Source organism: Glutamicibacter sp. MOO4, from assembly GCF_056934395.1.
On record NZ_CM167800.1, the window covers coordinates 536,779 to 560,303 of the forward strand.

Annotated in this window: 22 protein-coding genes; 19 read left to right on the top strand and 3 right to left on the bottom strand. The window is 54.9% G+C overall.

What is annotated here, in order from left to right:
* Positions 1 to 14: 14 nt before the first annotated feature.
* Entirely contained in the window at positions 15 to 1,721 is a 1,707-nt protein-coding gene (locus AC1Z3F_RS02475; protein ID WP_131089940.1) for a ribonuclease J, read from the top strand.
* A gap of 77 nt (positions 1,722 to 1,798) precedes the next feature.
* Here AC1Z3F_RS02475 and AC1Z3F_RS02480 read toward each other — a convergent pair whose 3' ends face one another.
* Positions 1,799 to 2,170, bottom strand: a complete 372-nt coding sequence (locus AC1Z3F_RS02480) for a hypothetical protein (RefSeq protein WP_262198091.1) — start codon at positions 2,168 to 2,170, stop codon at positions 1,799 to 1,801.
* Between the two features lie 172 nt (positions 2,171 to 2,342).
* Between AC1Z3F_RS02480 and AC1Z3F_RS02485 the strand changes: the two genes are divergently transcribed.
* From AC1Z3F_RS02485 to AC1Z3F_RS02545, 13 genes are all read left to right on the top strand, one after another.
* Positions 2,343 to 3,167 carry an ABC transporter ATP-binding protein gene (locus AC1Z3F_RS02485; protein WP_131089938.1) on the top strand — a complete coding sequence of 275 codons (825 nt, stop codon included), beginning with the start codon at positions 2,343 to 2,345 and terminating at the stop codon, positions 3,165 to 3,167.
* A complete protein-coding gene (locus AC1Z3F_RS02490; RefSeq protein ID WP_262198090.1) occupies positions 3,167 to 3,853 on the top strand; it encodes an ABC transporter permease in 687 nt (228 codons plus the stop codon). Before AC1Z3F_RS02485 ends, AC1Z3F_RS02490 begins: the two co-directional genes overlap by 1 nt.
* Positions 3,850 to 4,581, top strand: coding sequence for an ABC transporter permease (locus AC1Z3F_RS02495; protein ID WP_131089936.1), 732 nt, complete (start codon positions 3,850 to 3,852; stop codon positions 4,579 to 4,581). Before AC1Z3F_RS02490 ends, AC1Z3F_RS02495 begins: the two co-directional genes overlap by 4 nt.
* Positions 4,578 to 5,480: an ABC transporter substrate-binding protein gene (locus tag AC1Z3F_RS02500; protein ID WP_131089935.1), complete on the top strand. Its 903-nt coding sequence runs from the start codon at positions 4,578 to 4,580 to the stop codon at positions 5,478 to 5,480. Before AC1Z3F_RS02495 ends, AC1Z3F_RS02500 begins: the two co-directional genes overlap by 4 nt.
* Positions 5,481 to 5,683: 203 nt before the next feature.
* Complete coding sequence (gene mtr / locus AC1Z3F_RS02505; RefSeq protein WP_131089934.1) at positions 5,684 to 7,084, top strand: mycothione reductase; 1,401 nt, start codon at positions 5,684 to 5,686, stop codon at positions 7,082 to 7,084.
* Positions 7,085 to 7,174: 90 nt separating this feature from the next.
* Entirely contained in the window at positions 7,175 to 7,663 is a 489-nt protein-coding gene (locus AC1Z3F_RS02510; protein ID WP_131089933.1) for a hypothetical protein, read from the top strand.
* Between the two features lie 107 nt (positions 7,664 to 7,770).
* Positions 7,771 to 10,779 carry a DNA translocase FtsK gene (locus tag AC1Z3F_RS02515; RefSeq protein WP_131089932.1) on the top strand — a complete coding sequence of 1,003 codons (3,009 nt, stop codon included), beginning with the start codon at positions 7,771 to 7,773 and terminating at the stop codon, positions 10,777 to 10,779.
* Between the two features lie 5 nt (positions 10,780 to 10,784).
* Positions 10,785 to 11,387: a CDP-diacylglycerol--glycerol-3-phosphate 3-phosphatidyltransferase gene (gene pgsA, locus AC1Z3F_RS02520; protein WP_262198085.1), complete on the top strand. Its 603-nt coding sequence runs from the start codon at positions 10,785 to 10,787 to the stop codon at positions 11,385 to 11,387.
* 11 nt (positions 11,388 to 11,398) lie between these two features.
* A complete protein-coding gene (locus AC1Z3F_RS02525) occupies positions 11,399 to 11,884 on the top strand; it encodes a CinA family protein (RefSeq protein ID WP_131089930.1) in 486 nt (161 codons plus the stop codon).
* 193 nt (positions 11,885 to 12,077) lie between these two features.
* Entirely contained in the window at positions 12,078 to 12,491 is a 414-nt protein-coding gene (locus tag AC1Z3F_RS02530) for a helix-turn-helix domain-containing protein (RefSeq protein ID WP_131089929.1), read from the top strand.
* Positions 12,492 to 12,602: 111 nt separating this feature from the next.
* A complete protein-coding gene (locus AC1Z3F_RS02535) occupies positions 12,603 to 12,827 on the top strand; it encodes a DUF3046 domain-containing protein (RefSeq protein WP_131089928.1) in 225 nt (74 codons plus the stop codon).
* Between the two features lie 240 nt (positions 12,828 to 13,067).
* On the top strand, positions 13,068 to 14,120 hold the full coding sequence (gene recA / locus AC1Z3F_RS02540; protein ID WP_131089927.1) for a recombinase RecA: 1,053 nt from the start codon (positions 13,068 to 13,070) through the stop codon (positions 14,118 to 14,120).
* Positions 14,120 to 14,989 (top strand): regulatory protein RecX, encoded by an 870-nt coding sequence (locus tag AC1Z3F_RS02545; RefSeq protein ID WP_131089926.1) that lies wholly within the window; start codon positions 14,120 to 14,122, stop codon positions 14,987 to 14,989. The genes recA and AC1Z3F_RS02545 overlap by 1 nt, the downstream gene beginning before the upstream one ends.
* Before the next feature lie 3 nt (positions 14,990 to 14,992).
* Here AC1Z3F_RS02545 and AC1Z3F_RS02550 read toward each other — a convergent pair whose 3' ends face one another.
* The gene (locus tag AC1Z3F_RS02550; RefSeq protein ID WP_483566519.1) at positions 14,993 to 15,220 is read right to left on the bottom strand and encodes a hypothetical protein; all 228 of its coding nucleotides are present in this window, start codon (positions 15,218 to 15,220) and stop codon (positions 14,993 to 14,995) included.
* Positions 15,221 to 15,456: 236 nt separating this feature from the next.
* Between AC1Z3F_RS02550 and miaB the strand changes: the two genes are divergently transcribed.
* The 3 genes from miaB to dapF are packed head-to-tail and all read left to right on the top strand — an operon-like array spanning position 15,457 to position 18,861.
* Positions 15,457 to 16,986 carry a tRNA (N6-isopentenyl adenosine(37)-C2)-methylthiotransferase MiaB gene (miaB, locus tag AC1Z3F_RS02555; RefSeq protein ID WP_131089924.1) on the top strand — a complete coding sequence of 510 codons (1,530 nt, stop codon included), beginning with the start codon at positions 15,457 to 15,459 and terminating at the stop codon, positions 16,984 to 16,986.
* Between the two features lie 4 nt (positions 16,987 to 16,990).
* Positions 16,991 to 17,917 carry a tRNA (adenosine(37)-N6)-dimethylallyltransferase MiaA gene (gene miaA / locus AC1Z3F_RS02560; RefSeq protein ID WP_131089923.1) on the top strand — a complete coding sequence of 309 codons (927 nt, stop codon included), beginning with the start codon at positions 16,991 to 16,993 and terminating at the stop codon, positions 17,915 to 17,917.
* Positions 17,918 to 17,925: 8 nt separating this feature from the next.
* A complete protein-coding gene (gene dapF / locus AC1Z3F_RS02565; RefSeq protein ID WP_131089922.1) occupies positions 17,926 to 18,861 on the top strand; it encodes a diaminopimelate epimerase in 936 nt (311 codons plus the stop codon).
* Positions 18,862 to 18,930: 69 nt separating this feature from the next.
* On the opposite strand, the gene AC1Z3F_RS02570 is transcribed toward dapF, so the two are convergent.
* Positions 18,931 to 19,536, bottom strand: coding sequence for a class I SAM-dependent methyltransferase (locus AC1Z3F_RS02570; RefSeq protein WP_131089921.1), 606 nt, complete (start codon positions 19,534 to 19,536; stop codon positions 18,931 to 18,933).
* A 421-nt stretch (positions 19,537 to 19,957) separates the two neighbouring features.
* Between AC1Z3F_RS02570 and hflX the strand changes: the two genes are divergently transcribed.
* Positions 19,958 to 21,526, top strand: coding sequence for a GTPase HflX (gene hflX, locus AC1Z3F_RS02575; protein ID WP_131089920.1), 1,569 nt, complete (start codon positions 19,958 to 19,960; stop codon positions 21,524 to 21,526).
* Positions 21,519 to 23,519 carry an ATP-dependent DNA helicase gene (locus AC1Z3F_RS02580; RefSeq protein ID WP_131089919.1) on the top strand — a complete coding sequence of 667 codons (2,001 nt, stop codon included), beginning with the start codon at positions 21,519 to 21,521 and terminating at the stop codon, positions 23,517 to 23,519. Before hflX ends, AC1Z3F_RS02580 begins: the two co-directional genes overlap by 8 nt.
* The last annotated feature ends 6 nt before the right edge of the window (positions 23,520 to 23,525 follow it).

Consider the following 23,525-nt stretch of genomic DNA (forward strand, 5'->3'; position numbering starts at 1 on the left):
GGGACTAACTACACATGACTGAGAGTTCAGTAGGTAAGGCTGATTCTGCACGTTTGCAGACTCCAGCCAGGCTGAAGAAGGGAACAATGCGAATTGTTCCCCTCGGCGGTTTGGGCGAAGTCGGCCGAAACATGACTGTATTCGAGCTCAACGGGAAACTGTTGATCATCGACTGCGGTGTGCTGTTCCCAGAAGAACACCAACCTGGCGTGGATTTGATCCTGCCGGACTTCTCGTACATCAAGAACCGCTTGGCTGACGTGGTGGGCGTAGTGCTCACCCACGGCCACGAGGATCACATTGGTGCTGTTCCATACCTGTTGCGTCTGCGCGAAGATATTCCAGTATATGGGTCGAAGCTGACCTTGGCCTTCGTTGAAGCAAAACTGGCTGAACACCGGATCAAGGCCAACACCAACATTGTGGTGGAAGGCGAGGTCGCGCAGATCGGCAACTTCGAATGTGAATTTGTCGCTGTGAACCACTCGATTCCAGATGCGCTGGCAGTGTTCCTGCGTACCGAAGCCGGTACCGTGCTGCACACTGGTGACTTCAAGATGGATCAGCTGCCACTAGATGGTCGCATCACTGACCTTCGCCACTTCGCCCGTTTGGGTGAGGAAGGCGTGGACTTGTTCCTGCCTGACTCCACCAACGCTGAAGTTCCAGGCTTCACCGTGGCAGAGCGCGAAATTGGCCCAGTGCTTGAAGCCAAGTTCGCACGGGCACGTCGCCGCATCATTGTTGCTTCCTTCTCCTCGCACGTTCACCGCGTGCAGCAGGTATTGGATGCGGCAGCAATGCACGGTCGCAAGGTGGCCTTCATCGGCCGCTCGATGGTTCGCAACATGGGCATCGCCGAACGTCTTGGCTACCTAGATATCCCGCAGGGTGTGCTGGTTGATCTTAAACAGATCGATTCGCTGCCAGACCACAAGGTCGTGCTGATGTCTACCGGTTCGCAGGGCGAGCCAATGGCTGCGCTGTCGCGTATGGCCAACGGTGAGCACAAGGTTCAGATCAACCCAGGCGATACTGTGATCCTGGCTTCCAGCCTGATCCCAGGTAACGAGAACTCGGTCTTCCGTGTGATCAATGGTCTGATGCGTCTTGGCGCCGAGGTCATCCACAAGGGCATGGCTAAGGTTCACGTTTCCGGTCACGCTTCGGCGGGCGAGTTGCTGTACTGCTACAACATCCTGCGTCCAAAGAACGTGCTTCCGGTCCACGGCGAAACTCGCCACCTGATTGCCAATGGCCGTTTGGCTGCGCAGTCCGGCGTTCCAGAAGAGAACGTCTTGCTGGCTGAAGATGGCTCGGTCATCGACATGAAGGACGGCGTCGCTCAGCTGGTTGGACAGGTTGAATGTGGCTACGTCTATGTTGACGGTTCAAAGGTTGGCACCATCACCGATGATGACCTCAAGGATCGCGTCACCCTGGGTGAAGAAGGTTTCATCTCGGTGATCACCGTGATCAACCGCCAGAATGGCACCATCATTTCCGGCCCAGACATTCACGCTCGCGGTGTGGCTGAAGAAGACTCAGTCTTCAACGAAATCAAGCCAAAGATTGCAGCTGCCATTGTGGAAGCGGTGTCGAATAACCCGAACCACTCCACACACCAGCTACAGCAGATCACCCGTCGTGTCATCGGCTCGTGGGTCTCGCGCAAGCTACGCCGACGCCCAATGATCGTTCCGGTAGTGCTCGAAGCCTAAGCTTTGTGACTAGAAAACTAATACCCCAAAACCACCGTTGCGTGGTTTTGGGGCATTAGTCGTTTTTGAGCAATTGTTTAGTTCCAGCCCAACAGCCTGTTCGGGGTTGAGGTAAATGACGGCGAGAGGGACTCGGGTGTTGCAATCATTGCGGGCGACGATTCAACAACTTTGCCAGCGCGGAATTCTGAACCGGTAGCCTCGGGCCAGTTAGTGCAATCCACCTGATCCAGCACCTTGCCTGTGTGCACTTCCATCATGATCACCGATGTGGTCTCGGGCGCTTCCAACCGCTGGAGTACTTTTCCGGTACCAACTTCCATGACCACCACCGAACCCCACTGCGGTGAGCTGTCAGCTGGCGTCTGGCTAGCCGAAGCTGGGGAAGCCAGCGCTACCGCTGTGACTAGTAGTGGAGCGCTGAGCCAGGCAAAGGTTCGAAGCTTCATGAGGATCCTTATAATCGGTGAAGAATCCGTCTAAATCCTACTGGTGACTAGAGCATTATTTGGCATTGATCGAGAGAATCAGCAGTAACGCAGAAAGATCCGTGCCGTACCAGTGTTCTTCGAGGTCCTTTGAGGCAGAATTATCTTCAAAGCCATCTATAGGAGTCGGCACATGATTGAATTCGAGAACATATCCAAGCACTACCCGGATGGTACGACGGCAGTCAAGGATTTCAACCTGCAGATTCCTGCACACAGTTCCACAGTTTTTGTTGGTTCTTCCGGTTGTGGCAAGACTACTTTGCTACGAATGATCAACCGGATGGTGGACCCAAGCTCCGGAACGGTGCGAATCGATGGGGAAGACATTTCCACTAAAAATGCAGTGGAGCTTCGCCGCAGTATTGGCTACGTTATGCAGAACTCAGGATTACTTCCGCATTTCACCGTGGCCGATAATATCGCCACCGTTCCACGTCTAATGGGGCAATCGCGTAGGGACTCACGCCGCAGAGCGTTGGAATTGATGGAGACCGTGGGCTTGCCTACTTCAATGGCAGATCGGTACCCGCACCAGCTCTCCGGTGGCCAGCAACAACGTGTCGGTGTAGCCCGAGGCTTGGCTTCGGACCCAAATATTTTGCTGATGGATGAGCCCTTTGGCGCAGTAGATCCCATCGTGCGCTCCGAACTGCAAAGCGAACTATTGCGGCTACAAAAGGAACTCGACAAAACCATCGTTTTTGTCACCCACGATATCGACGAAGCGTTTTTGCTGGGGGACCAAGTGGTCATCCTTGCTGCGGGTGCCCAAAAGCTTCAGGTAGGTAGCCCGAGCGAAATCATCGAAAATCCAGCCAATGATTTTGTCTCTTCCTTCATTGGGACAGACCGTGGCGCTCGCGCCATGAGCGTCAAACAAACACCACAAGGCCCGGTACTGGTGGATTCGCAGGGCCGAACTCAGGGCCGACTCGTTGAAGACGGGCCGCGGTAATGAGTTGGATTTCTGAGAATTTTCAACTGATAAGTTCACTGTCGATAGAGCACTTGCGACAGTCCTTGATCGCCATTGTCATCGGATTTGTGCTCTCCCTTCCCTTGGGTTGGGTGGCGTGGCGATACAAACTCGTTGGCGGACCGTTGGTGACCCTGACTGGCCTGCTTTACACGATTCCTTCGCTCGCGTTGTTGATGATTCTTCCGGTGATTACCGGAATGAGCGCGATTAGCGAAGCCAACCTGATCGTAGCTTTGAGCCTTTATGCTGTGGCCATCATGGTTCGTGGTGTTGTTGACGGTCTAAACTCTGTTGACCCCGCAGCTCGTTCGGCAGCTACCGCAATGGGGTACGGAACAACCCGCCGATTCTTCGCTGTTGACCTGCCACTAGCTGGTCCAGTGATTCTGGCGGGACTTCGGGTCACTGCAGTGAGCACGATTTCGCTGGCCACGGTGGGCATCCTGGTAGGCGTGACAAACCTGGGCTACTTGTTCACCAATGGTTTGCAGCGACGCATCATCGTTGAGGTATTTGCCGGCCTATTGGCGGTGGCGCTGATTGCTTTGGTTGTTGATCTACTGTTGATGCTGATCGGCCGTTGGCTCATGCCATGGAGCAGAACAGATAACCGGCGAAGCCGTTCGGTACAAGCTCAGGCTACTGCAGCGGTGGCCTCATGAACCTACTATCTGACGCATTCAAGTGGCTGGTCGCCCCAGAACAATGGGAAGGCAAAGATGGGCTGGCCGTACTACTGGGACAGCATCTGCTGTTCACCTTCATCTCGGTCGTGATTGCCGGGGCTATCGCGATTCCTGTCGGCTGGGCCATCGGGCATACCGGTAAGGGACGAGAGATCGCGGTGGGGGCAGCTGGTATTGCCCGTGCGGTACCGTCTTTTGGATTGTTGATATTGCTGGTGTTGCTTTTGGGCGTCACCCACAAACCAGAAGCGGCTGTCCTAGCATTTGTCGTATTGGCTATTCCGTCATTACTGGCCGGAGCCTATACAGGTTTCGAAGCGATTGACCGGAAAACCATCGACGCGGCCCGAGCTATGGGAATGACTGAATGGCAAATTTTGTTCAAAGTTGAGATACCTCTTGGGCTCTCACTATTAGTTGGCGGTATTCGAGCAGCAGTGTTGCAGGTAGTCGCTACGGTAACCATCGCAGCGTATGTAAACCTTGGCGGTCTCGGCTTGCCGATTATTACCGGGCTGAATCTGCGTCGCTTCGACATGGTTCTCGGTGGCGCTCTGCTTGTAGCCGTGGTGGCCTTGCTGCTCGACATGCTCCTTGCCATGGGACAGAAAGCGGCAGTGCCTCGCGCACTAGGATCAAAGCAGAGAAAAGTTAGAACTCAAGATTCGAAATCTTCACTCGCACAAGAGAAAGAACTGACATGAGAATAAAGCAGGCATCACGCGTTGCTGCAGTAATCACAGCTGGAGCACTAACCTTGGCTGGTTGCTCTAGCTCGGATCCATTGGCCACGCAGAGTGGCTCGGAAAACAGTGGCTCCGAGAAAATCGTTGTAGGTTCACAGGCTTACTATTCCAATGAAATCGTCGCGGAGATCTACGCGCAGGCTCTGGAGAATTCTGGGCTTGAAGTTGAACGAAAGTTCAACATTGGCCAGCGCGACGCATACATGCCGCAGCTCGAAAACGGCAGCATCAACGTGTTCCCTGAGTACACCGGTAACCTGCTGCAGTTCTTCAAGGAAGATACTAAGTCTCGCTCATCTGCGGATGTGTACAAGGAACTAGAAGGCCAGCTGCCTGACTCGTTGGCTGTTTTGGATGAAGCGGAAGCCTCGGACCAGGACTCCTACACCGTCACCCGCAAATTTGCCGACGACAATAATCTGAAAAGCATCGAGGACTTGGCAAAGGTCAAAGATGAATTGACTCTTGGTGGTCCACCAGAGCTTGCCGAACGTCCTTACGGCCCGAAGGGATTGGAAAGCACTTACGGAGTGAAGACTGATTTCTCTGCCACTGGTGATACGACGGTTGAAGATCTTGTGGCTGGCACCGTGAACGTGGCTAACGTATTTACCGCGGATCCTCGCATCAAGACCGAAGACCTAGTGGTACTTGAAGATCCTAAGTCCCTCTTCCTTGCCTCGAACGTTGTTCCTGTCGTTACGGCGGATCAGTCTGAAGAGCTTGGGAAGGTCTTGGATCCAGTGAGCAAGAAGCTCACCGCTGAAGAGCTTATTGACCTGAACGTGCAGAGCACCGTTGATAAGAAGTCAGCTGCGGACATTGCAAAATCTTGGTTGTCTGACCAAGGTCTTTAGGTCCTAAAGCGCTAACTTATTTACTGTTCACTTCAACGGTCATCTTTACGGGAGTAAATCCTCAAGGATGACCGTTGACGTGTTTTAACGCACAATCCAGATACCCAGAGGTCTTCAGCAAAGTGATAGCCTCCCGATAGGTAGTGAACGCCACCCTGTTCAGTTACCTGTTCAATCAGTCGCCGCGAAAGGGACCAAGCAAGATGACATCCGAAGCAGTAAAGGTAGACAAGCACTACGACCTGATCATCCTTGGCACCGGCTCGGGTAATTCAATTCCTGGACCCGAATTTGATGACAAATCAATTGCCGTCATCGAAAAGGGTGCGTTCGGAGGTACCTGCCTCAACGTTGGTTGCATTCCCACCAAGATGTACGTCTACGCAGCTGATACTGCTTTGGAAACAAGGGAGTCATCGCGTTTAGGGGTTGACTCCCAAGTGAATTCCGTCGACTGGTCAAGCATTGTTGACCGGGTATTTGATCAGCGGATTGATCTCATCGCCAAGGGTGGGGAAGAGTATCGACGCGGAGATAAGACTCCAAATATCGACGTCTATGATCAGCATGCACGTTTTGTATCCGAGCGTACTTTGCGAACAGGGCAAGGATCAGAAACCAAAACGATCAGCGCGGACCAGATAGTCTTGGCCGCTGGATCACGTCCGGTGATTCCCGAAGTGATTGCCGAATCAGGCGTGCATTTCCACACCAATGAAGACATCATGCGCCTAGCGCAGCAACCAAAATCCATCGTGATCGTTGGTGGCGGATACATTGCCATGGAGTTCGCTCACGTCTTTGAAGCGCTAGGCACCAAGGTCAGCATCATCGCGCGCTCGCAGTTACTGCGCCACCTCGATACCGAGCTTCGCGAATCCTTTAATGAATTGGCTGCGAAACGCTATGACGTGCGTATGGGGCGAAACATCACCGGCGTGAGCCAAGGGGACTCAGAAGTAACGGTGGAAATGGATGATGGATCCACAGTGAGCGGGGAAGTACTACTTGTGGCAACAGGTCGCACTCCTAACGGTGACCAGCTGGATCTGGAATCAGCCGGCATTGACGCTAAAGATGGGCGCATCAGCGTAGACGAATATGGTCGCTCCACTTCGGCCGAAGGCATCTGGGCGCTGGGGGATATCTCCTCGCCATACATGCTCAAGCATGTTGCCAATGCTGAAATGCGCGCGGTACGTCATAACTTGCTCAACCCTGACGCGCTGAAGAAAATGCCACACGAGCACGTCCCGGCGGCGGTCTTTACGCACCCGCAAATTGCCTATGTTGGCATGACCGAAGAAGAAGCCCGCGAGGCAGGGCACGAGGTGACCGTCAAGGTGCAGAAGTATGGTGATGTCGCGTACGGCTGGGCCATGGAAGACAAAACCGGCATCGCCAAGCTCATTGCTGACAAGCACACCGGAAAGCTGTTGGGTGCTCACTACATGGGGCCGCAAGCCTCATCGTTAATCCAGCAGATGATCACGGTCATGGCTTTTGACCTAGACGTACGTGAAGTAGCAAGCAATCAATATTGGATCCATCCAGCATTGCCGGAAGTCACCGAAAACGCATTGCTCGGGTTGGACTTTTCCTAGCTCAGCAAGCGCGGCAACGGTGTCAAAATCGTTACGAACAAATCAATAAAACTACTAGTGAACGCCACCTGAGCAACCTAGACTGAAGCCATGAACCAGATGACCGCTGCGCCAGTGTCCGACATGACCAAAACAATGTTCATGATCTCTGGCGCGGTGGGCATGGTCCTTGGCATAGTAGCTTTTTCTGCGATGTTCGGATCATTTGCAGTGGACGAGATTTCCAGCAGTGGCCTTTGGGCTTGGATCAGTGGCGGCATCTGGCTATGGGTTCTAATTGCAGCGTTGAGCGGAATAGTCATGGGAGTACTGTGCTGTTCCGCGATGTATGTGGCCATCGAGATCCACGCCGTGAAGTGCGCGTCAGATACCTCGGCTACACAATCAGTGGCTGCGGGCTTCGGCGCCGTAGTCGCAGGGGTTCTGCCAGCAGTATTGATTATTGGTCTAGGAATCAACGCGCAGGATCCGTGGCCGTCTACGTTGACTGCACTGGGATTCTTGCTTGTCTGTTTTGCTGTTGGTTTTGTGATCGTCGCCGGATTGAACCTGAACCACTCGCGTAGCCAGAGGGCTTAGAGCGCTCGGGCGAAGACTAGGTACGTGATCCTTCTCTAGCCCCTGCCAAACCCCGAGCAGACGTGTAAATTCGGGGTGCATACAGCCATTGGCGATACTCTAGAACTATGGCCCCACGTACTCAGTCTCAGGGGACGAAGAAGCCGACGACGCGCAAACCCAAAGCGTCCGGTACTTCGCCCTCCAAGAAAACACCCGAGAATCCGGAACAGGAACTCGCCCTACCCTTACGCGCCCTGCGCAGCGTCTGGATGGGGATCGCTCGGATCTTTGGTGGCGCATTCCGCCGTATCGGTGGAACGGTGAACCCTGACTACGAACTTCGCCGTGACGGAACCGGGCTCTTCCTTGCCCTCATCGCGGTCACCGTAGCGATCATCGAATGGTGGGGCCTGCGAGAATCAGGATGGTTCGGTCAAGGTGTGCATGCCGTTGCCGGTGGCACCCTGGGCTTCATGGCAGTCTTATTGCCAGTGATTTTGTTCGTCGGTGCCTTCCGACTGTTCCGCTACCCAGAAGCAGTGACCGCCAACAACCGTATTGGTATTGGCCTGCTGATCATGACCCTTTCCGGTTCATCCATTGCATCGTTGGCTAAGGGCTCTCCTTCAGTCTCGGATGACTTTGAACTTTTGTGGAACGCCGGCGGTATGGTTGGCTCCATTTTGGGTACGCCACTGGGCATGCTGATCACCGTGCCAGGGGCCATGGCAGTGTTCATCTTCTTGGCGTTTATGTCCATTCTGATTGTCACCGCAACACCCTTCACCCAGATCCCTGAACGGATCCGCGGTGGTTACAACCGTTTGCTGGGCCAAGACCCGAACGCTACTCGTCCGGCACGTCAGGCGGCTGTCCCTGAGCTTGACTCAACGCGCGAGGACCACGACCAGTCCTACCTCTACCCAGATGAAGAGGCCCAGACGCCAGCTCCAAAAAAGAAGAAGCCTGGCTTCTTTGAACGCCGTGCTGCTGCGGCCCGCCAGGTGACCGAGGTTTACGACGTAGATGGTCACGGTAGCGAGAGTACGGACCGTCCAGGTGATGTCGCCTACGACAAGGCAGTGATCGATCCTGCTGATGTCTCGGAAGCATCAACCACCTCATTGCCTGTAGCTCAGCGCAACTCGGGCAAGATCTTTGATGCCGATGAAGCGGCCACTCAGGCTATCGCTCGTCCAACCTTTGACGATGAAGCAGAAGACGCTTCTGAAGCTGCGACTCAGGCCATTGCCGAAACGTCGATTCCCAAGCCAGCTGGCCCACCACCTGGGGTGAAGCGCCCGACCAAGGCCGAAAGCGAAATGGCCGAGATCATGGCCAATATCGGCTTAAACGCTGAGCCGGAAGCTACCACTTCCGCCATGGATCAGGTGTCCTCGCGCGCCGCTGGCCTTTCCGCCGGCCCGCAGTCACCGATCCCTGCACGCAGCGAACAACTGCAGCTCTCCGGGGATGTCACATACACCTTGCCAGAGGACCACTACCTGCCTGCCGGCCCGCCGGCCAAGGAAGCGTCCGAAGCCAACCAGGTAGTAGTTGATGCACTGACTAATACCTTGCAGCAGTTCAAGGTTGATGCTCAGGTCACCGGCTTCTCCCGCGGACCTACGGTCACCCGCTACGAGATCGAACTTTCCCCGGGCACCAAGGTGGAAAAGGTCACCGCGCTGGCCAAGAACATCTCCTACGCCGTTGCTTCCTCTGACGTTCGTATCCTTTCTCCGATCCCGGGCAAATCCGCTATCGGTATCGAGATCCCGAATACCGACAAGGAAGTTGTCGCCCTCGGTGATGTGCTGCGCAGCAACAATGCGCGCAAGACCGAACACCCAATGGTGATGGGCGTGGGCAAGGACGTTGAAGGCGGCTTTGTTGTAGCGAATCTCGCCAAGATGCCTCACCTTTTGGTGGCAGGTGCTACCGGTGCAGGTAAGTCTTCGTTTGTGAATTCGATGATCACCTCCATCCTGATGCGCGCCACCCCTGATGAGGTGCGCATGGTGATGGTTGACCCTAAGCGCGTGGAACTTACCGCCTATGAGGGTGTGCCTCACCTGATCACCCCGATCATCACCAACCCGAAAAAGGCTGCCGAAGCCTTGGGCTGGGTGGTGCGTGAAATGGACACCCGCTACGACGACTTGGCCAACTTCGGCTTTAAGCACATCGACGACTTCAATAAGGCAGTTAAGGCTGGCAAGGTTCACCCGCCCGAAGGTTCCAAGCGAGTGCTTAAGCCCTACCCTTACCTTTTGGTGATTGTTGACGAGCTCGCAGACTTGATGATGGTCGCTCCACGCGATGTGGAAGAGTCCATCGTGCGTATCACCCAGCTGGCACGTGCTGCTGGTATCCACCTGGTGCTCGCTACCCAGCGTCCATCGGTGGATGTGGTGACTGGTCTGATCAAGGCCAACGTACCTTCGCGCATGGCCTTTGCAACCTCCTCGGTCACCGACTCCCGCGTGGTCTTGGACCAGCCAGGTGCCGAAAAGTTGCTTGGTCAAGGTGACGCCCTGTTCCTGCCTATGGGATCTTCCAAGCCGATGCGTGTGCAGGGTGCTTGGGTGACCGAATCTGAAATTCAGCGCGTGGTTGAACACGTCAAGACCCAGCTTTCACCTGAATACCGTGAAGACGTGATTCCGGTCGCCGAGAAGAAGAAGCAGATCGATGAGGACATCGGAGACGATCTGGATCTATTGCTGCAAGCCACCGAGCTTGTAGTGACCAGCCAGTTTGGTTCCACCTCGATGTTGCAGCGTAAGTTGCGTGTTGGTTTTGCCAAGGCCGGACGGCTCATGGACTTGATGGAATCGCGCGGCGTGGTTGGTCCTTCTGAAGGCTCCAAGGCCCGCGATGTACTCATCCAGCCCGATGACTTGCCGATGGTCCTTGCCGCTATGCGCGGCGATGATCCAGCCAACACGACCATGTCGGCCAGCGAGGCTGCCTTGGTCCAGGAGGCCAACGTAAACCACGCTGATCCGGTGGCGGAATACGCCGAGGATCTGGTGGCCAAGGACCTTGATGATCGAGAGCAAGCCGTGGACTACTTTGACGGCTCCGACGAACCTGGCGAAGACGCCTGGGACCTGACAGGAAGAAACTAATACCCATGAGCGAGCAAGCTGGCCCAGGCGCCCAGCCACCGGTACCGACGCTGAACATCGCCAACGTGCTCACCACCATCCGCATTATCATGGTGCCCTTCTTTGTGTGGGCACTGCTGGCCGATGACTCCGAGCAAGGCCTGTGGCGCTGGGTTGCTCTGGTGCTGTTTGTGCTGGCTATGTACACCGACAAGCTCGACGGGGATCTGGCCCGTAGTCGTGGGTTGATAACCAACTTCGGCAAGATCGCTGATCCGATCGCGGACAAGCTACTGACCGGTGCAGCGTTGGTTAGCTTCTCGATCTTGGCGGAGCTGCCTTGGTGGGTCACCATCGCGATCCTGGTTCGTGAGTGGGGCATCACCCTACTGCGCGTTGTGGTGATCCGTTACGGGGTGATCGCGGCCAATATGGGCGGCAAGATCAAGACCGTATTGCAGTCCGTGGTTATCGGACTGTACCTGTTGCCGTGGACTCAAGAGATTGCCTGGTTGCACACCGTGGCTTGGTACCTGATGCTACTGACCCTGGCGGTCACCGTGGTGACTGGCGTCGAGTACATCATCAAGGCCGGGCAGCTTGTTGCTGCCGCTAAGAAGCAGAAGTAAGGCGCCGGATCATGCTCAAGGCACAGGCACCCGCGGTGATTGCTGCCGCGATCGAACAAGGCGTACAGCTGGCCACTGCGGAGTCGTTGACCGCGGGGATGATCGCGGCGCGCTTGGCCGAAGTGCCCGGAGCTTCCGCAGTCTTGCGTGGGGGAGTTGTTAGCTATTCCTCGGACGTCAAGCGCGAGCTACTGAACGTGGATGCATCCTTGCTGCAGAGCAACGGCTCAGTGGATCCTGAAGTTGCACGCCAAATGGCCGTGGGTGCGTTGCGCGCATGCGGTGCGCAGCTGGCTATCTCGGCCACGGGCGTCGCCGGGCCAGAGGCTCACGATGGGAAGCCGGTAGGCACGGTCTTTATCGGATGGGCATGGGGTGCTGAGTCCGGGACTAAGGAGCACCACTTTGTGGGGGATCGCTCGCAGATTCGAGAGCAAAGCACTCAAGCGGCCATCCACCAGATGGCTGCCATGTTAGATAAAGCTTCTTCACAGTAAGACACGCAATACTATTTCTCCCGAGATATTTAGCAAAAATCGCCTTTTATGTGGCACGCGTCGCATTTTTCCGATTAGGCTGAGTTTAGGGAACAAAATCGTATGACCCACCGTTGTACGAATTACAGGGTCGCAAGGTTGGCCCCGTATTGAACAGATCTTCGAGATGGACCTAGGAGCAAAGGCTAAATTTATGGTCAAGCAACCCTTTACTGTCAATGGTGTTGTCCGTTGGCGCGATATGGGAGAAGCCCATACGGTCCAGCCCGAGAAGGAGGAGCACAAAATGGTAGTACTCCGTCATGAAATCGGCGATGTTCTGCGTGACGTCCGTCAACGCCAGGGTCGTACGCTTCGCGAGGTTTCGCATAGCGCCCGCGTATCCCTCGGATATCTTTCCGAAGTTGAGCGCGGTCAGAAGGAAGCCTCTTCTGAGCTGCTTTCCTCGATCTGCGTGGCACTAGAAATTCCACTGTCCCTGATGTTGCGCGAAGTTTCTGAACGCGTAGCCCTAGCCGAGGGTATTGCTATCCCAGATACCGTGCCAATGGACATGGCGAACGAATTCGCCGACAAGAGCACCGGCAAGCCATTGGCTTCGGTCTAAATTCAACAAGTCTTTTGGTTGCCGCAGCTCAGTAATCGGGTTACCGGAGCCACGCAAGGAGTCCACGTGTATTGCGTGGGCTCCTTGCCTATGTCATGGGAGAATAACTAGGTGAAAATCAGCGATTTCTGGCGCAATATGGAAGCCGAGTTCGGCCAGCGGTACTCGCATGTATTGGCCGACTCCATGGCACTGACCGAGTTGGACAGCCTGACGGCGTCTGAGGCAATAGACAAAGGGATCAAGCCTAAGCAGGTCTGGGAAGCATTGTGTCTGGCCCAGGACGTTCCGGCGGAACGCTGGCTTGGTATCGACATCGAACCCAAGGAGTCCTAGGAGGAAAATTCGAAAATTCTATTTTCGATCCTTCGAAAACCCTGTGTTGAATTTCGAACATCTGTTCGGATATGCTTATCCTAGAAGCAACGCAGGAAACTGCAACAAAAACTTACGCACTGAGATTGTCCACACTTGAGGGCTATCCGAGTCCAAAGTGTCGGTGGACGAGCATACTGTCTACAGCAGGACATAAATCATGAGCAGGTCGCTAGAGGCTTGCACGAGCAAAGGTGAACCATGGCAGCAAATAATGATCGAGAAAAGGCTCTAGAAGCTGTCCTCGGACAAATCGACAAGGCCTATGGCAAGGGCTCGGTCATGCGTTTGGGCGATGAAACCCGTGCACCAATTGAAGTAATTCCTACCGGTTCGGTCGCATTGGACGTCGCTCTGGGAATTGGCGGCCTGCCACGCGGTCGCGTGGTGGAGATCTATGGTCCAGAATCCTCGGGTAAGACCACCGTTGCCTTGCATGCTGTAGCCAGTGCGCAGCGGGCCGGCGGCGTTGCAGCATTCATCGATGCTGAGCACGCTTTGGATCCTGAATACGCCAAGAAGCTCGGTGTGGACACCGACGCCCTGCTTGTTTCTCAGCCAGATACCGGTGAGCAAGCATTGGAAATCATGGATATGCTCGTGGGCTCAGGCGCACTAGACATCATCGTCATTGACTCCGTTGCCGCCTTGGTTCCCCGTGCAGAAATTGAAGGCGAAATGGGCGACAGCCACGTTGGCCTTCAGGCTCGTCTGATGTCGCAGGCACTGCGTAAGATCACCGGCCGCCTCTCGCACTCGAAGACCACTGCAGTCTTCATCAACCAGTTGCGTGAAAAGATCGGTGTCTTCTTCGGCAGCCCAGAAACCACCACCGGCGGTAAGGCACTGAAGTTCTACGCTTCGGTTCGTATTGATATCCGTCGAATTGAAACCTTGAAAGAGGGCACCAACCCAGTTGGTAACCGCACTCGTTGCAAGGTTGTCAAAAACAAGATGGCTCCTCCTTTCAAGCAAGCAGAATTCGATATCCTTTACGGTCACGGAATCTCGCGTGAAGGCTCCCTCATCGACATGGGTGTAGAGCACAACCTGGTCAAGAAGTCCGGTGCTTGGTTCACCTATGACGGAGACCAGCTGGGACAGGGTAAGGAAAACGCTCGTCGCTTCCTGCGCGATAACCCAGATCTGTCTGATGAACTAGAACGTCAGATCTTGCAGAAGCTTGGCGTCATACCTAAGGACGAAGCTGAAGAAGACGAGACAGAACTGCGAGTTGTCGAGGGCGACAAGTAGTGAGCTCAAGCTTCCAACGACGTAGCGTCCGACCCGGATACAAATCCGGGTCGGACGCTACGTCCGTTTCCAAAGAGTTTCAGGGTGACTTTGAGGACATGCCAGACTGGGCCAAGCCTGATCCGGAAGAAATCCAATCGAAGCTTGCTGCCAAAGCCAATGAGCCGCGAGCTAGCACAGAGCAAAAGCCTGTCATTATTGCGCCTTTGCCTCAGGAGGATGACAAAAAACCTGAGAGCATCGACGAAATTCGCGAAGCCATGCAACGCATCGTTGCGGCACCGGTAACACCTGCGCCAGCAATACCTTCAAAAAAAGAACGACGCGAGACGCGTGCTGCGCGTAAGGCAGCTCGTGAATCGGGAGAACCCGAAGAGCTTAGCGATGATCAGTGGCGAGAAAAAGCTCGCGGTATCTTGCTTCGCCAACTAACGGCTGGTGACAAGACTGCCAAGCAGCTCAAAGATAAACTGCTGGACAAGGAATGCCCAGAAGAGATCGCTGATGAAGTCATCGAGCGCTATGCAGAGATCAATTTGGTTGATGACCAACGATTCGCCAAGTCCTGGGTAGTCACTCGTGCCCGTTCACGCGGACTTGCCCGCGGAGCCATCAAACACGAGCTACGTTCTAAAGGCGTGGACGATGAACTTGCGGCCGAGGCGCTCGAACAAATTGACGACGAGGCTGAGGAACAGCGAGCTCGTGAACTTGTCCGTGCCAAACTACGCCCAGAATCGATGGGGGTAGATCGAGATAGGTCGCTGCGCCGGTTGGTAGGAATGCTCGGGCGTAAAGGTTACAACGGCGGTATGGCCTTTAAAGTTGCTCGCGAAGAATGGGAAGAGCGCTTCGGATCTGAGATCTAGCGGTCACTCTCGCCGTTTGGAATGCCTGCTCAACCGGAAGATCCAATCATCCACGCTCTGGAAGACCCAGATGCTTATGACGCACACGCCAACAAGCACCGAGATCAGCCCAATATTAAAGAGCAATTTATCTGTTTTGTAATCGATCGGCGGGATGACACCGATCGTAATCGGTACGACCAGCACGAGTAGAGCCGTTAGCGAAGCCATCCACCAATGAAATTTTTTCATGCCCCGCGAGAGATTTGGCCGCGGTGGAGTGGAACTTGTTGACCGCTTTCGGGAGCTACGCATGCCCAAGTTTCCTCGTCTTAGATGATCTTGTACCCGACTACTCTGATTTATCTTATCTGGAAGATCAACGCAGGCGACGGCCCGACAAGATCACCGCCGTAGGTGGGGGAGCCGGGGTTCACCCTAGGGTTACCTATATTTCTGTACCACCGAAGTTTCGGTAATCTTAACGGGTGACTGAGCAACAAACCAATAGCAACTCGACCGCTGAAGAAGCGACGCGAACCTATGAAGTGCGTACCTTTGGCTGCCAAATGAATGTCCATGACTCTGAGCGTCTTTCAGGTCTGTTAGAAAACGCGGGACTGAACCGCAAACCAGAAGAGCGCGAAGATGAAGTCGCCGATGTCGTCGTCTTTAACACCTGCGCAGTTCGCGAGAATGCGGACAATAAGCTTTACGGAAACCTCGGTATTCTCAAAAACATCAAAGCAGAACGTCCAACCATGCAGATCGCTGTGGGCGGCTGCCTTGCCCAGAAGGATCGAGACTCGATCCTCAAAAAGGCACCTTGGGTAGATGTCGTTTTTGGCACCCACAATATTGGTTCTCTACCCACGTTGCTGGCTCGTTCAGAGCACAACAAAAAGGCGGAGCTGGAGATCCTTGAATCGTTGGATGTCTTTCCATCCACTTTGCCTACGCGACGTGAGTCGGTTTACGCCGGGTGGGTCTCCATTTCGGTGGGCTGCAATAACACCTGCACATTCTGCATTGTTCCTTCCCTGCGCGGTAAGGAACGAGACCGGCGACCAGGAGAAATTCTGGCGGAGATTCAAGCACTCGTTGATGATGGTGCCATTGAGGTCACTCTTTTAGGTCAGAACGTAAACTCGTACGGAGTCGAATTTGGTGACCGTCTAGCTTTCGGCAAATTATTGCGTGCCTGCGGAGAGATCCAGGGACTGGAACGCGTCCGGTTCACCAGTCCACACCCTGCTGCGTTCACTGATGACGTCATCGAGGCGATGTCCCAGACTCCCAATGTCATGCCACAGTTGCACATGCCACTGCAGTCCGGTTCAGACAAGGTGCTCAAGGATATGCGCCGTTCCTATCGCTCCAAAAAATTCTTGGGCATCTTGGACAAAGTCCGCGAACAAATTCCGAATGCAGCGATAACTACCGACATCATTGTTGGATTCCCCGGAGAAACCGAAGAAGATTTCCAAGCGACCATGGATGTTGTGGAAGCGTCGCGATTCGCCTCCGCCTTCACCTTCCAATATTCCAAGCGGCCCGGGACACCGGCAGCAACTTTGGAAGATCAGCTGCCCAAAGCAGTGGTCCAAGAACGCTACGAACGTCTCACCGCTTTGCAAGATCGGATCTCCAAAGAGGAGAACGCCAAGCAACTTGGCCGTACTGTTGAGGTTATGGTTACCGAACAATCCGGACGAAAGTCTGAAGAAACGCACCGCATGGCCGGTCGGGGACAGGACCAGCGTCTTGTTCACTTCTCAGTGCCGGCCGGTGCACCAACCCCTCGACCCGGAGATTTAGTGACCTTACCAATTACCGAAGTAGCTGCCTTCCACTTAGTCTCAGATCCGAGCCTGGAACAGTTTGAACTACGTCGTTCGCGCGCCGGAGATGCGTGGGATCGGGCGCAGGCAGAAAGCTGCGGTGTACCGAGTATAGGAACTAGCTCTACTGCTGGCCGTGCAAATTTGGGTATGCCAACTTTGAAGGTGCGCAGCTAGCCGAATGAGAAATTCTCAATTACCAGTCATCGCAGTAGTCGGTCCCACCGGCACCGGAAAATCCGATCTAGCCATCGCCCTCGCCCAGGAACTGGACGGGGAAATTGTCAACTCCGATGCGCTTCAGTTTTACCGCGGCATGGATATTGGAACAGCAAAACTTCCTGTGTCCGAACGTGGCGGAGTTGCGCACCACTTGATGGATACCTTGTCCATTACTCAGGAAGCTTCCGTGGCTACCTTCCAAGCCCAAGCACGAGAGCATTTTGCGAATATCCGGGCACGCGGAAAAGTCCCGGTTATGGTGGGCGGTTCGGGCCTCTACGTGCGTGCTGCCTTGGACGTGATCGATTTTCCGCCCACCGATCCTGATGTTCGTCAGCGCTTGGACGCAGAAGTTCAAGCTATGGGCGACGGAGACTTGCGCCGTAGACTAGCTGATGTTGATCCCATTTCAGCTGCGCGAAATCTTGATGTGCGTCGAGCTGTCAGGGCATTAGAAGTTTTTGAAATCTCGGGCCGACCCTTCAGCTCATACATGCCACAGCGCGAGTATTTTGCTCCCGCCATTCAGATCGGACTAAATTACGATCGCTCGGCGTTGCATGAAGCATTGGAATCACGCGTACACAAAATGGATGCGATGGGACTAGCCGAAGAAGTTGCAGGACTGCTCGAACACGGGCTACGTGAGGGAAAAACTGCTTCACGCGCCATCGGTTATCAGCAGTACACCGATTATCTCGATGGAGAAATCAGTAGGGCTGAGGCAATCAACCAGACTGTTATCGCCACCCGTAAATTTGCCCGTCGTCAGATCACCTGGTTCAACGCTGACCCGCGGGTGAGCTGGCTGAATCCCACTGAACCGGACCTGATTGGTAAAGCACTTTCCCTCGTTGGCTCGGCCAGCGAAGCACCAACACGCTAGGAGTATCGATGTACACCACCGAACTAGAACAATTAGCTGGGCAACCTTTCGCTAAAGGTCACGCCACGGGAAACGACTTTGTTTTGATCTCGGACCCAGAAGGCCAGCTAGACCTGAGCGAACAGCAAGTAGCAGCGCTGTGCCATCGGCGCTTTGGCATTGGTGGTGACGGATTGATCCGTGCAGTTCCCACCGCTCAGGTCTCTGGATACCAGACACAGGCCGTGGAGAATCCAGACGCTTATTGGTTCATGGACTACCGCAATGGCGATGGCTCGATTGCTGAAATGTGCGGCAACGGTGTACGCGCTTTTGCTCACTTTCTTATTGCAGAGGGATTAGTCGATCTGCAGGTAGGTCAGAGCATCCAGATCGGTAGTCGCGCAGGGATCAAAACCATTACCCGGATTGTCGATGGTTATGCAGTGAATCTTGGACCATGGGGATTGATCCATGAAGAGAAAGCTACGGCAGAGTCCGTCGATTCCATGGTTAAGCCTCGCGGCTGGGAGCAGGCCCTTCCAGCTTTGAGCATCACTATGGGTAACCCGCACACCGTGGTGGCATTACCTGACCTCGACATGCTTGAAAGCCTTGATCTATTCCAGGCCCCAGATGTGGCTCCAACACCACCTAACGGCACCAACGTTGAATTTGTGGTGCCTAGTGATCCGTTGATCGAAGAAGACGGTGTAGCTCAAGTGCGCATGCGAGTACATGAACGTGGAGTCGGAGAGACGCTGTCATGTGGCACTGGCGCGTGTGCGGCAGCAGCTGCCGTCCGCTACTGGGCTCGCGGCACAGCATTGATCAACCAATGGGCGGTGGCAGTTCCCGGAGGCGTAGTCGGCGTAGAGTTCCGTGAAAATGCGGCCGGGGGAGAAGACACGATTCTTTCTGGCCCGGCTGAGCTTGTGGGCCGCGGGGTAATCGGCGCTGCCTAAAGGTCTTTGAGCAAAGCAAAAAACTGCAGGACCTAGTTTCAACTAGGTCCTGCAGTTTTTCTGTTCAGCTTAGGCCGGACGTGAAACCTTCAGTACACGGAACGCTTTGGACGTCGCTTCGCGAGTCACCGACCATTGTGCTGGCAATTGCTCAACAAGCCACTTTTGCAAGGAATCACTGCCCAGGTTCTTTTGGACTACCAGCCAGGCATCTCCGCCCGGTGCCAAGCGCGGAAGCCACAGCAGCAACAGCTCGTGTAGTGCTTCCTTGCCGATGCGAATTGGGGGATTGGACCAGATCGTATCGAACTGAAGCTGAGGGTCAACGGAATCGGGGGTACCGACAATGACATTTTTCAGCCCCAAACTCTGCGCATTCAGTCGCGTCAGTTCGATGGAACGTTCATTAACATCTAAGCCATAAACTTCGGATTCGGGAGACTGCTCCGCCGCAGTCAAGGTAATCGGTCCCCAACCGCAGCCAATGTCCAATACGCGTCCGCGCGGGGTCGGGACGTATTGCAAGAGAACAGCAGTGCCCTTGTCTAGCCCGGTGGGTGAGAAGATCCCAGAAGCCGTCTGAACCTTGCGAGTCGAGCCATTAAGCTCAACCTCAATGGTGCGACGTTCGTCTGCCGAAGCCGGGCTGGCGGTGAAGTAATGATCCGAGGTCATGACCAAAGTTTATCGTTGTGCGTCGTCGGGCCAAAGACCAGCGCATTCAACGTGATCAAAGCGATATAGGCAAGCAGAATTTTCACTGATAGAGTTTTCCGTATGACTTTCGTATTCGTCTAAGACGTAACCGCTGTGGTTACCTCGTGATTTCCCTGAAGCAGGCGTGCCGATTTGGCGTGCCCGAACAGCGAATCAGTAGACGGCGAAGTCTTTTTTGTTTTCCGTAAGTTGTGCATCACACTCCTTGCCAATCGACTTTGCGCCTCGGTAACCCAGCATTCACCTGACTAACTGCAGATTTGATTGCCTTTGCAAAGGATTACGAATGAGTGATGAAACGACTGACTCCCAACGCGCCACGTCGCGAAGTGGGGGTCCTCGGCACTATTCTGGAAAGCGAAGTACTTCTAAGGAGACCATGACTAACTCCGAGTCACACGAGCACGATTCGGCATCAATGGATGATGCCCAGATCCAGGCCGCTATCGACCGGATCCTCGAAGCTGATGAAGCCCAGAGTCCACAAATCCAGCACTTCGGCGAGGAAGATTCTTCAATCTTCTCCGGCCAAGCTACAGCGCTGAACCGTTTCTCTTCTGGCCTGTCCCAGTTCGACGGAGACCAAGACGATCTAGCTGAGCGACGCGCTCTGCGTCGTGTTGCCGGCCTGTCTACCGAGCTGGAAGACGTTACCGAGGTTGAGTATCGCCAGCTGCGCCTAGAACGCGTAGTCCTTGCCGGCATTTGGAACGAAGGCACAGTTACTGATGCCGAAAACTCCCTGCGTGAACTAGCTGCACTGGCTGAGACCGCTGGCTCTGAGGTTCTTGACGGCGTCGTTCAGCGACGCAGCAAGCCAGACCCTTCGACCTTCCTTGGATCAGGCAAGGCTGAAGAACTGCGCGGAATCGTTGCCTCAACCGGCGCCGATACCGTTGTTGTTGACGCCGAACTGGCACCTTCCCAGCGCCGTGCGCTGGAGGATATCGTCAAGGTCAAGGTTATTGACCGCACCAGCTTGATTCTCGATATCTTTGCACAGCATGCGGCATCCCGTGAGGGTAAAGCTCAGGTCGAGCTTGCTCAGCTTGAATATCTTCTGCCACGCCTTCGCGGTTGGGGTGAGTCGATGTCTCGTCAGGCTGGTGGCCGTGTTGGTGCTGCCGGTGGCGGTATCGGTTCGCGTGGACCTGGTGAAACCAAGATTGAAATGGATCGCCGCCGTATTCGCGACCGCATGGCCAAGCTTCGCCGTGAAATCAAGGCGATGAAGCCGGCTCGTGAGGCCAAGCGCGCCAACCGAAAACGCAACGAAGTTCCGGCTGTAGCTATCGCTGGATACACCAACGCCGGGAAGTCCTCGTTGCTTAATCGCCTGACTAACGCTGGGGTTTTGGTGGAGAACGCACTGTTCGCCACCTTGGATCCAACCGTGCGTCAGTCCTCCACGGAAGACGGTCTGACCTACACCCTGGCCGACACGGTCGGTTTTGTGTCGAACCTTCCAACACAGCTGGTGGAAGCCTTCCGCTCAACCTTGGAAGAAATCGCGGATTCGGATCTGATCTTGCACGTGGTTGACGCTGCGCATCCGGATCCCGAAGGACAGATTCAAGCGGTACGCACGGTGCTCGGCGAAGTTGACGCACTGAACATCCCTGAAGTTATTGTGCTGAACAAAGCCGATGTTGCTGACCCATTTGTCATTGAACGTATCCGTAACCGTGAATCGAACACGTCGGTGGTTTCGGCGCACACGGGTGAAGGAATTGAAGAGCTGCTTGAAAAGATCAGCGCCTTGATTCCACGACCCGGAATTCAGCTTGAAGTTCTTATTCCTTACAACCGTGGGGATTTGATCGCGAAGCTACACCAGAGTGAATCTGAAATTCTGGAAAGTGAATATTTAGATGATGGCACTCGGATGATCGTCAAGGTACGTGATTCCTTGGCTGCAGAGTTGGAGAACTTCAACATTCATGGATAAGCAAGAGCAGGCCCTGGAACTTCTCGAGGCCGCGGTCACTTCCATGGGTGGTGCCATGCGCACGGGCCAACAGGAAATGGTCAAGCATGTGGTGACCGCCTTGGAAGATGAAGAACACTTGCTGGTGCAGGCCGGCACCGGAACGGGTAAGTCCATGGGCTACCTGATTCCGGCGCTGGCTCACGCGCAAACTAGCGCTAAGCCAGTGATTGTCTCCACCGCTACGCTGGCACTGCAGGCGCAGATTGTCGGTCGTGACGTGCCACGGTTACTCGAATCTCTCAAGGGCAAGCTCTCGCGTCCCATGGATGTCGCCCTGCTCAAGGGGCGCTCAAATTATCTGTGCCAATATAAACTCGGCGGCGGATACCCAGATGATGAAGGCACGCTGTTCACTATGGATGAGCCGGCCGTCCCTGCGGGCACGACCTACTCACCGCTAGCCAGCGAAGTCTTAAAGCTTCGTGAATGGGCTGATCGTACCGATACCGGTGACCGTGACGAACTGGTTCCTGGCGTCAGCGACAAGGCATGGAAACAGGTTTCAGTTTCAGCAATGGAATGCCTGGGATCTCAAAAGTGCCCCATGGCAGACGAATGCTTCTCCGAGATGGCTCGCGCGCGGGCATCTGAAGCAGACGTCGTGATTACCAACCACGCCTTGCTAGCCGTCTCAGCTTTCGAAGGCCTGTCGGTACTTCCAGACTTTGAAGTAGCAATCATTGACGAGGCCCACGAGCTTCAAGACCGAGTGACAAGCTCGGTCTCTGGAGCATTGTCGGCGCGTACCGTAATGACAGCCGCAGGCGGTGCTAAACGCCATTGCGGAGTCAACGTAGATGAGATGGTCAAGGCTTCCAACCGGCTTGAAAAGTCTTTGACCGGAATTCCTACCGGCCTGCTAGAACAGGGTCTGCGTGAGGATATGGGCATTGCCCTCAACGACATTGTGGAGCAGGCCCGGCTCATTCTTGCATTGTCCAAACCGGAAGCCAATGCACCAGCAGATGGCGGACGGCAGACCGCTCGATCCCAGATGCAGGCAGTGATGGATGATGCCATCCGTATGCTTGAATCCGAAGAACGCCGAGAAGTCCTCTACACAACTCGACCACGCGAATTTGTGGAAGGCCGCGGATATGTTGAAGCTGACGATTCGCAACCGGCAACACTCAACGTGGCACCATTGTCGGTGGCGGGAAAGCTCCGAGAGGGGCTATTCGACGGCCGCACTGTAGTGCTGACCAGCGCAACACTGGCTATCGGTTCGCAGTTTGATGCGGTAGCGGGTTCCTTGGGATTGATGGGTGCAGGAGCTCCGACCTGGACCGGCGTTGACGTAGGTAGTCCATTTGACTACCCAAAGCAGGGCATTCTCTACGTTGCCAAGCACCTACCCAAGCCGGGCCGGCAGCTAGCCGCGGAGACCTTGGACGAAATCGAGGACCTGATCAAGGCCTCGGGCGGTGGCGCACTGGCGCTATTCACTTCCAAACGCTCAGCAGAGGAAGCTGCCAGCATCCTTCGGGAACGATTGGACGTGGAGATTCTGTGCCAGGGCGAAGCAAGCATGAAATCCTTGGTTGAACAGTTTGCAGCTGAACGCGACACCTGTCTCTTTGGCACGATGACCCTGTGGCAAGGTGTCGACGTACCCGGAGATTCCTGCCGACTCGTGATCATCGACAAGATTCCCTTCCCGCGTCCGGATGACCCGATTTCTAAAGCCCGCACCGAGGATGTTGCTAAACACGGCGGCAATGGCTTTATGCAGGTCTCAGCGACTCATGCTGCCATCCGGTTGGCGCAGGGTGCAGGACGACTCATTCGCTCTATCAATGACCGCGGAGTTGTGGCGGTTTTGGATTCACGCATGGCCACTGCACGCTATGGCAGCTTCTTGAAGGCCACGCTGCCACCGATGTGGCCCACCGTGGATAAGAAGGTTATTACCGGTGTCCTAGAGCGGCTCAAACCCGAAGAAGAGAAGTAGGCGTAA

What these genes read in the sequence shown, in the direction of transcription:
- AC1Z3F_RS02570 (WP_131089921.1), bottom strand. Translation starts at nt 19,536, where the DNA reads ATGACCTCGGATCATTACTTCACCGCCAGCCCGGCTTCGGCAGACGAA.
- hflX (WP_131089920.1), top strand. Translation starts at nt 19,958, where the DNA reads ATGACTAACTCCGAGTCACACGAGCACGATTCGGCATCAATGGATGAT.
- AC1Z3F_RS02485 (WP_131089938.1), top strand. Translation starts at nt 2,343, where the DNA reads ATGATTGAATTCGAGAACATATCCAAGCACTACCCGGATGGTACGACG.
- AC1Z3F_RS02550 (WP_483566519.1), bottom strand. Translation starts at nt 15,220, where the DNA reads ATGAAAAAATTTCATTGGTGGATGGCTTCGCTAACGGCTCTACTCGTG.
- AC1Z3F_RS02510 (WP_131089933.1), top strand. Translation starts at nt 7,175, where the DNA reads ATGAACCAGATGACCGCTGCGCCAGTGTCCGACATGACCAAAACAATG.
- miaA (WP_131089923.1), top strand. Translation starts at nt 16,991, where the DNA reads ATGAGAAATTCTCAATTACCAGTCATCGCAGTAGTCGGTCCCACCGGC.
- AC1Z3F_RS02490 (WP_262198090.1), top strand. Translation starts at nt 3,167, where the DNA reads ATGAGTTGGATTTCTGAGAATTTTCAACTGATAAGTTCACTGTCGATA.
- pgsA (WP_262198085.1), top strand. Translation starts at nt 10,785, where the DNA reads ATGAGCGAGCAAGCTGGCCCAGGCGCCCAGCCACCGGTACCGACGCTG.
- AC1Z3F_RS02475 (WP_131089940.1), top strand. Translation starts at nt 15, where the DNA reads ATGACTGAGAGTTCAGTAGGTAAGGCTGATTCTGCACGTTTGCAGACT.
- AC1Z3F_RS02530 (WP_131089929.1), top strand. Translation starts at nt 12,078, where the DNA reads ATGGTCAAGCAACCCTTTACTGTCAATGGTGTTGTCCGTTGGCGCGAT.
- AC1Z3F_RS02500 (WP_131089935.1), top strand. Translation starts at nt 4,578, where the DNA reads ATGAGAATAAAGCAGGCATCACGCGTTGCTGCAGTAATCACAGCTGGA.
- recA (WP_131089927.1), top strand. Translation starts at nt 13,068, where the DNA reads ATGGCAGCAAATAATGATCGAGAAAAGGCTCTAGAAGCTGTCCTCGGA.
- AC1Z3F_RS02495 (WP_131089936.1), top strand. Translation starts at nt 3,850, where the DNA reads ATGAACCTACTATCTGACGCATTCAAGTGGCTGGTCGCCCCAGAACAA.
- AC1Z3F_RS02580 (WP_131089919.1), top strand. Translation starts at nt 21,519, where the DNA reads ATGGATAAGCAAGAGCAGGCCCTGGAACTTCTCGAGGCCGCGGTCACT.
- AC1Z3F_RS02515 (WP_131089932.1), top strand. Translation starts at nt 7,771, where the DNA reads ATGGCCCCACGTACTCAGTCTCAGGGGACGAAGAAGCCGACGACGCGC.
- mtr (WP_131089934.1), top strand. Translation starts at nt 5,684, where the DNA reads ATGACATCCGAAGCAGTAAAGGTAGACAAGCACTACGACCTGATCATC.
- AC1Z3F_RS02525 (WP_131089930.1), top strand. Translation starts at nt 11,399, where the DNA reads ATGCTCAAGGCACAGGCACCCGCGGTGATTGCTGCCGCGATCGAACAA.
- AC1Z3F_RS02480 (WP_262198091.1), bottom strand. Translation starts at nt 2,170, where the DNA reads ATGAAGCTTCGAACCTTTGCCTGGCTCAGCGCTCCACTACTAGTCACA.
- dapF (WP_131089922.1), top strand. Translation starts at nt 17,926, where the DNA reads ATGTACACCACCGAACTAGAACAATTAGCTGGGCAACCTTTCGCTAAA.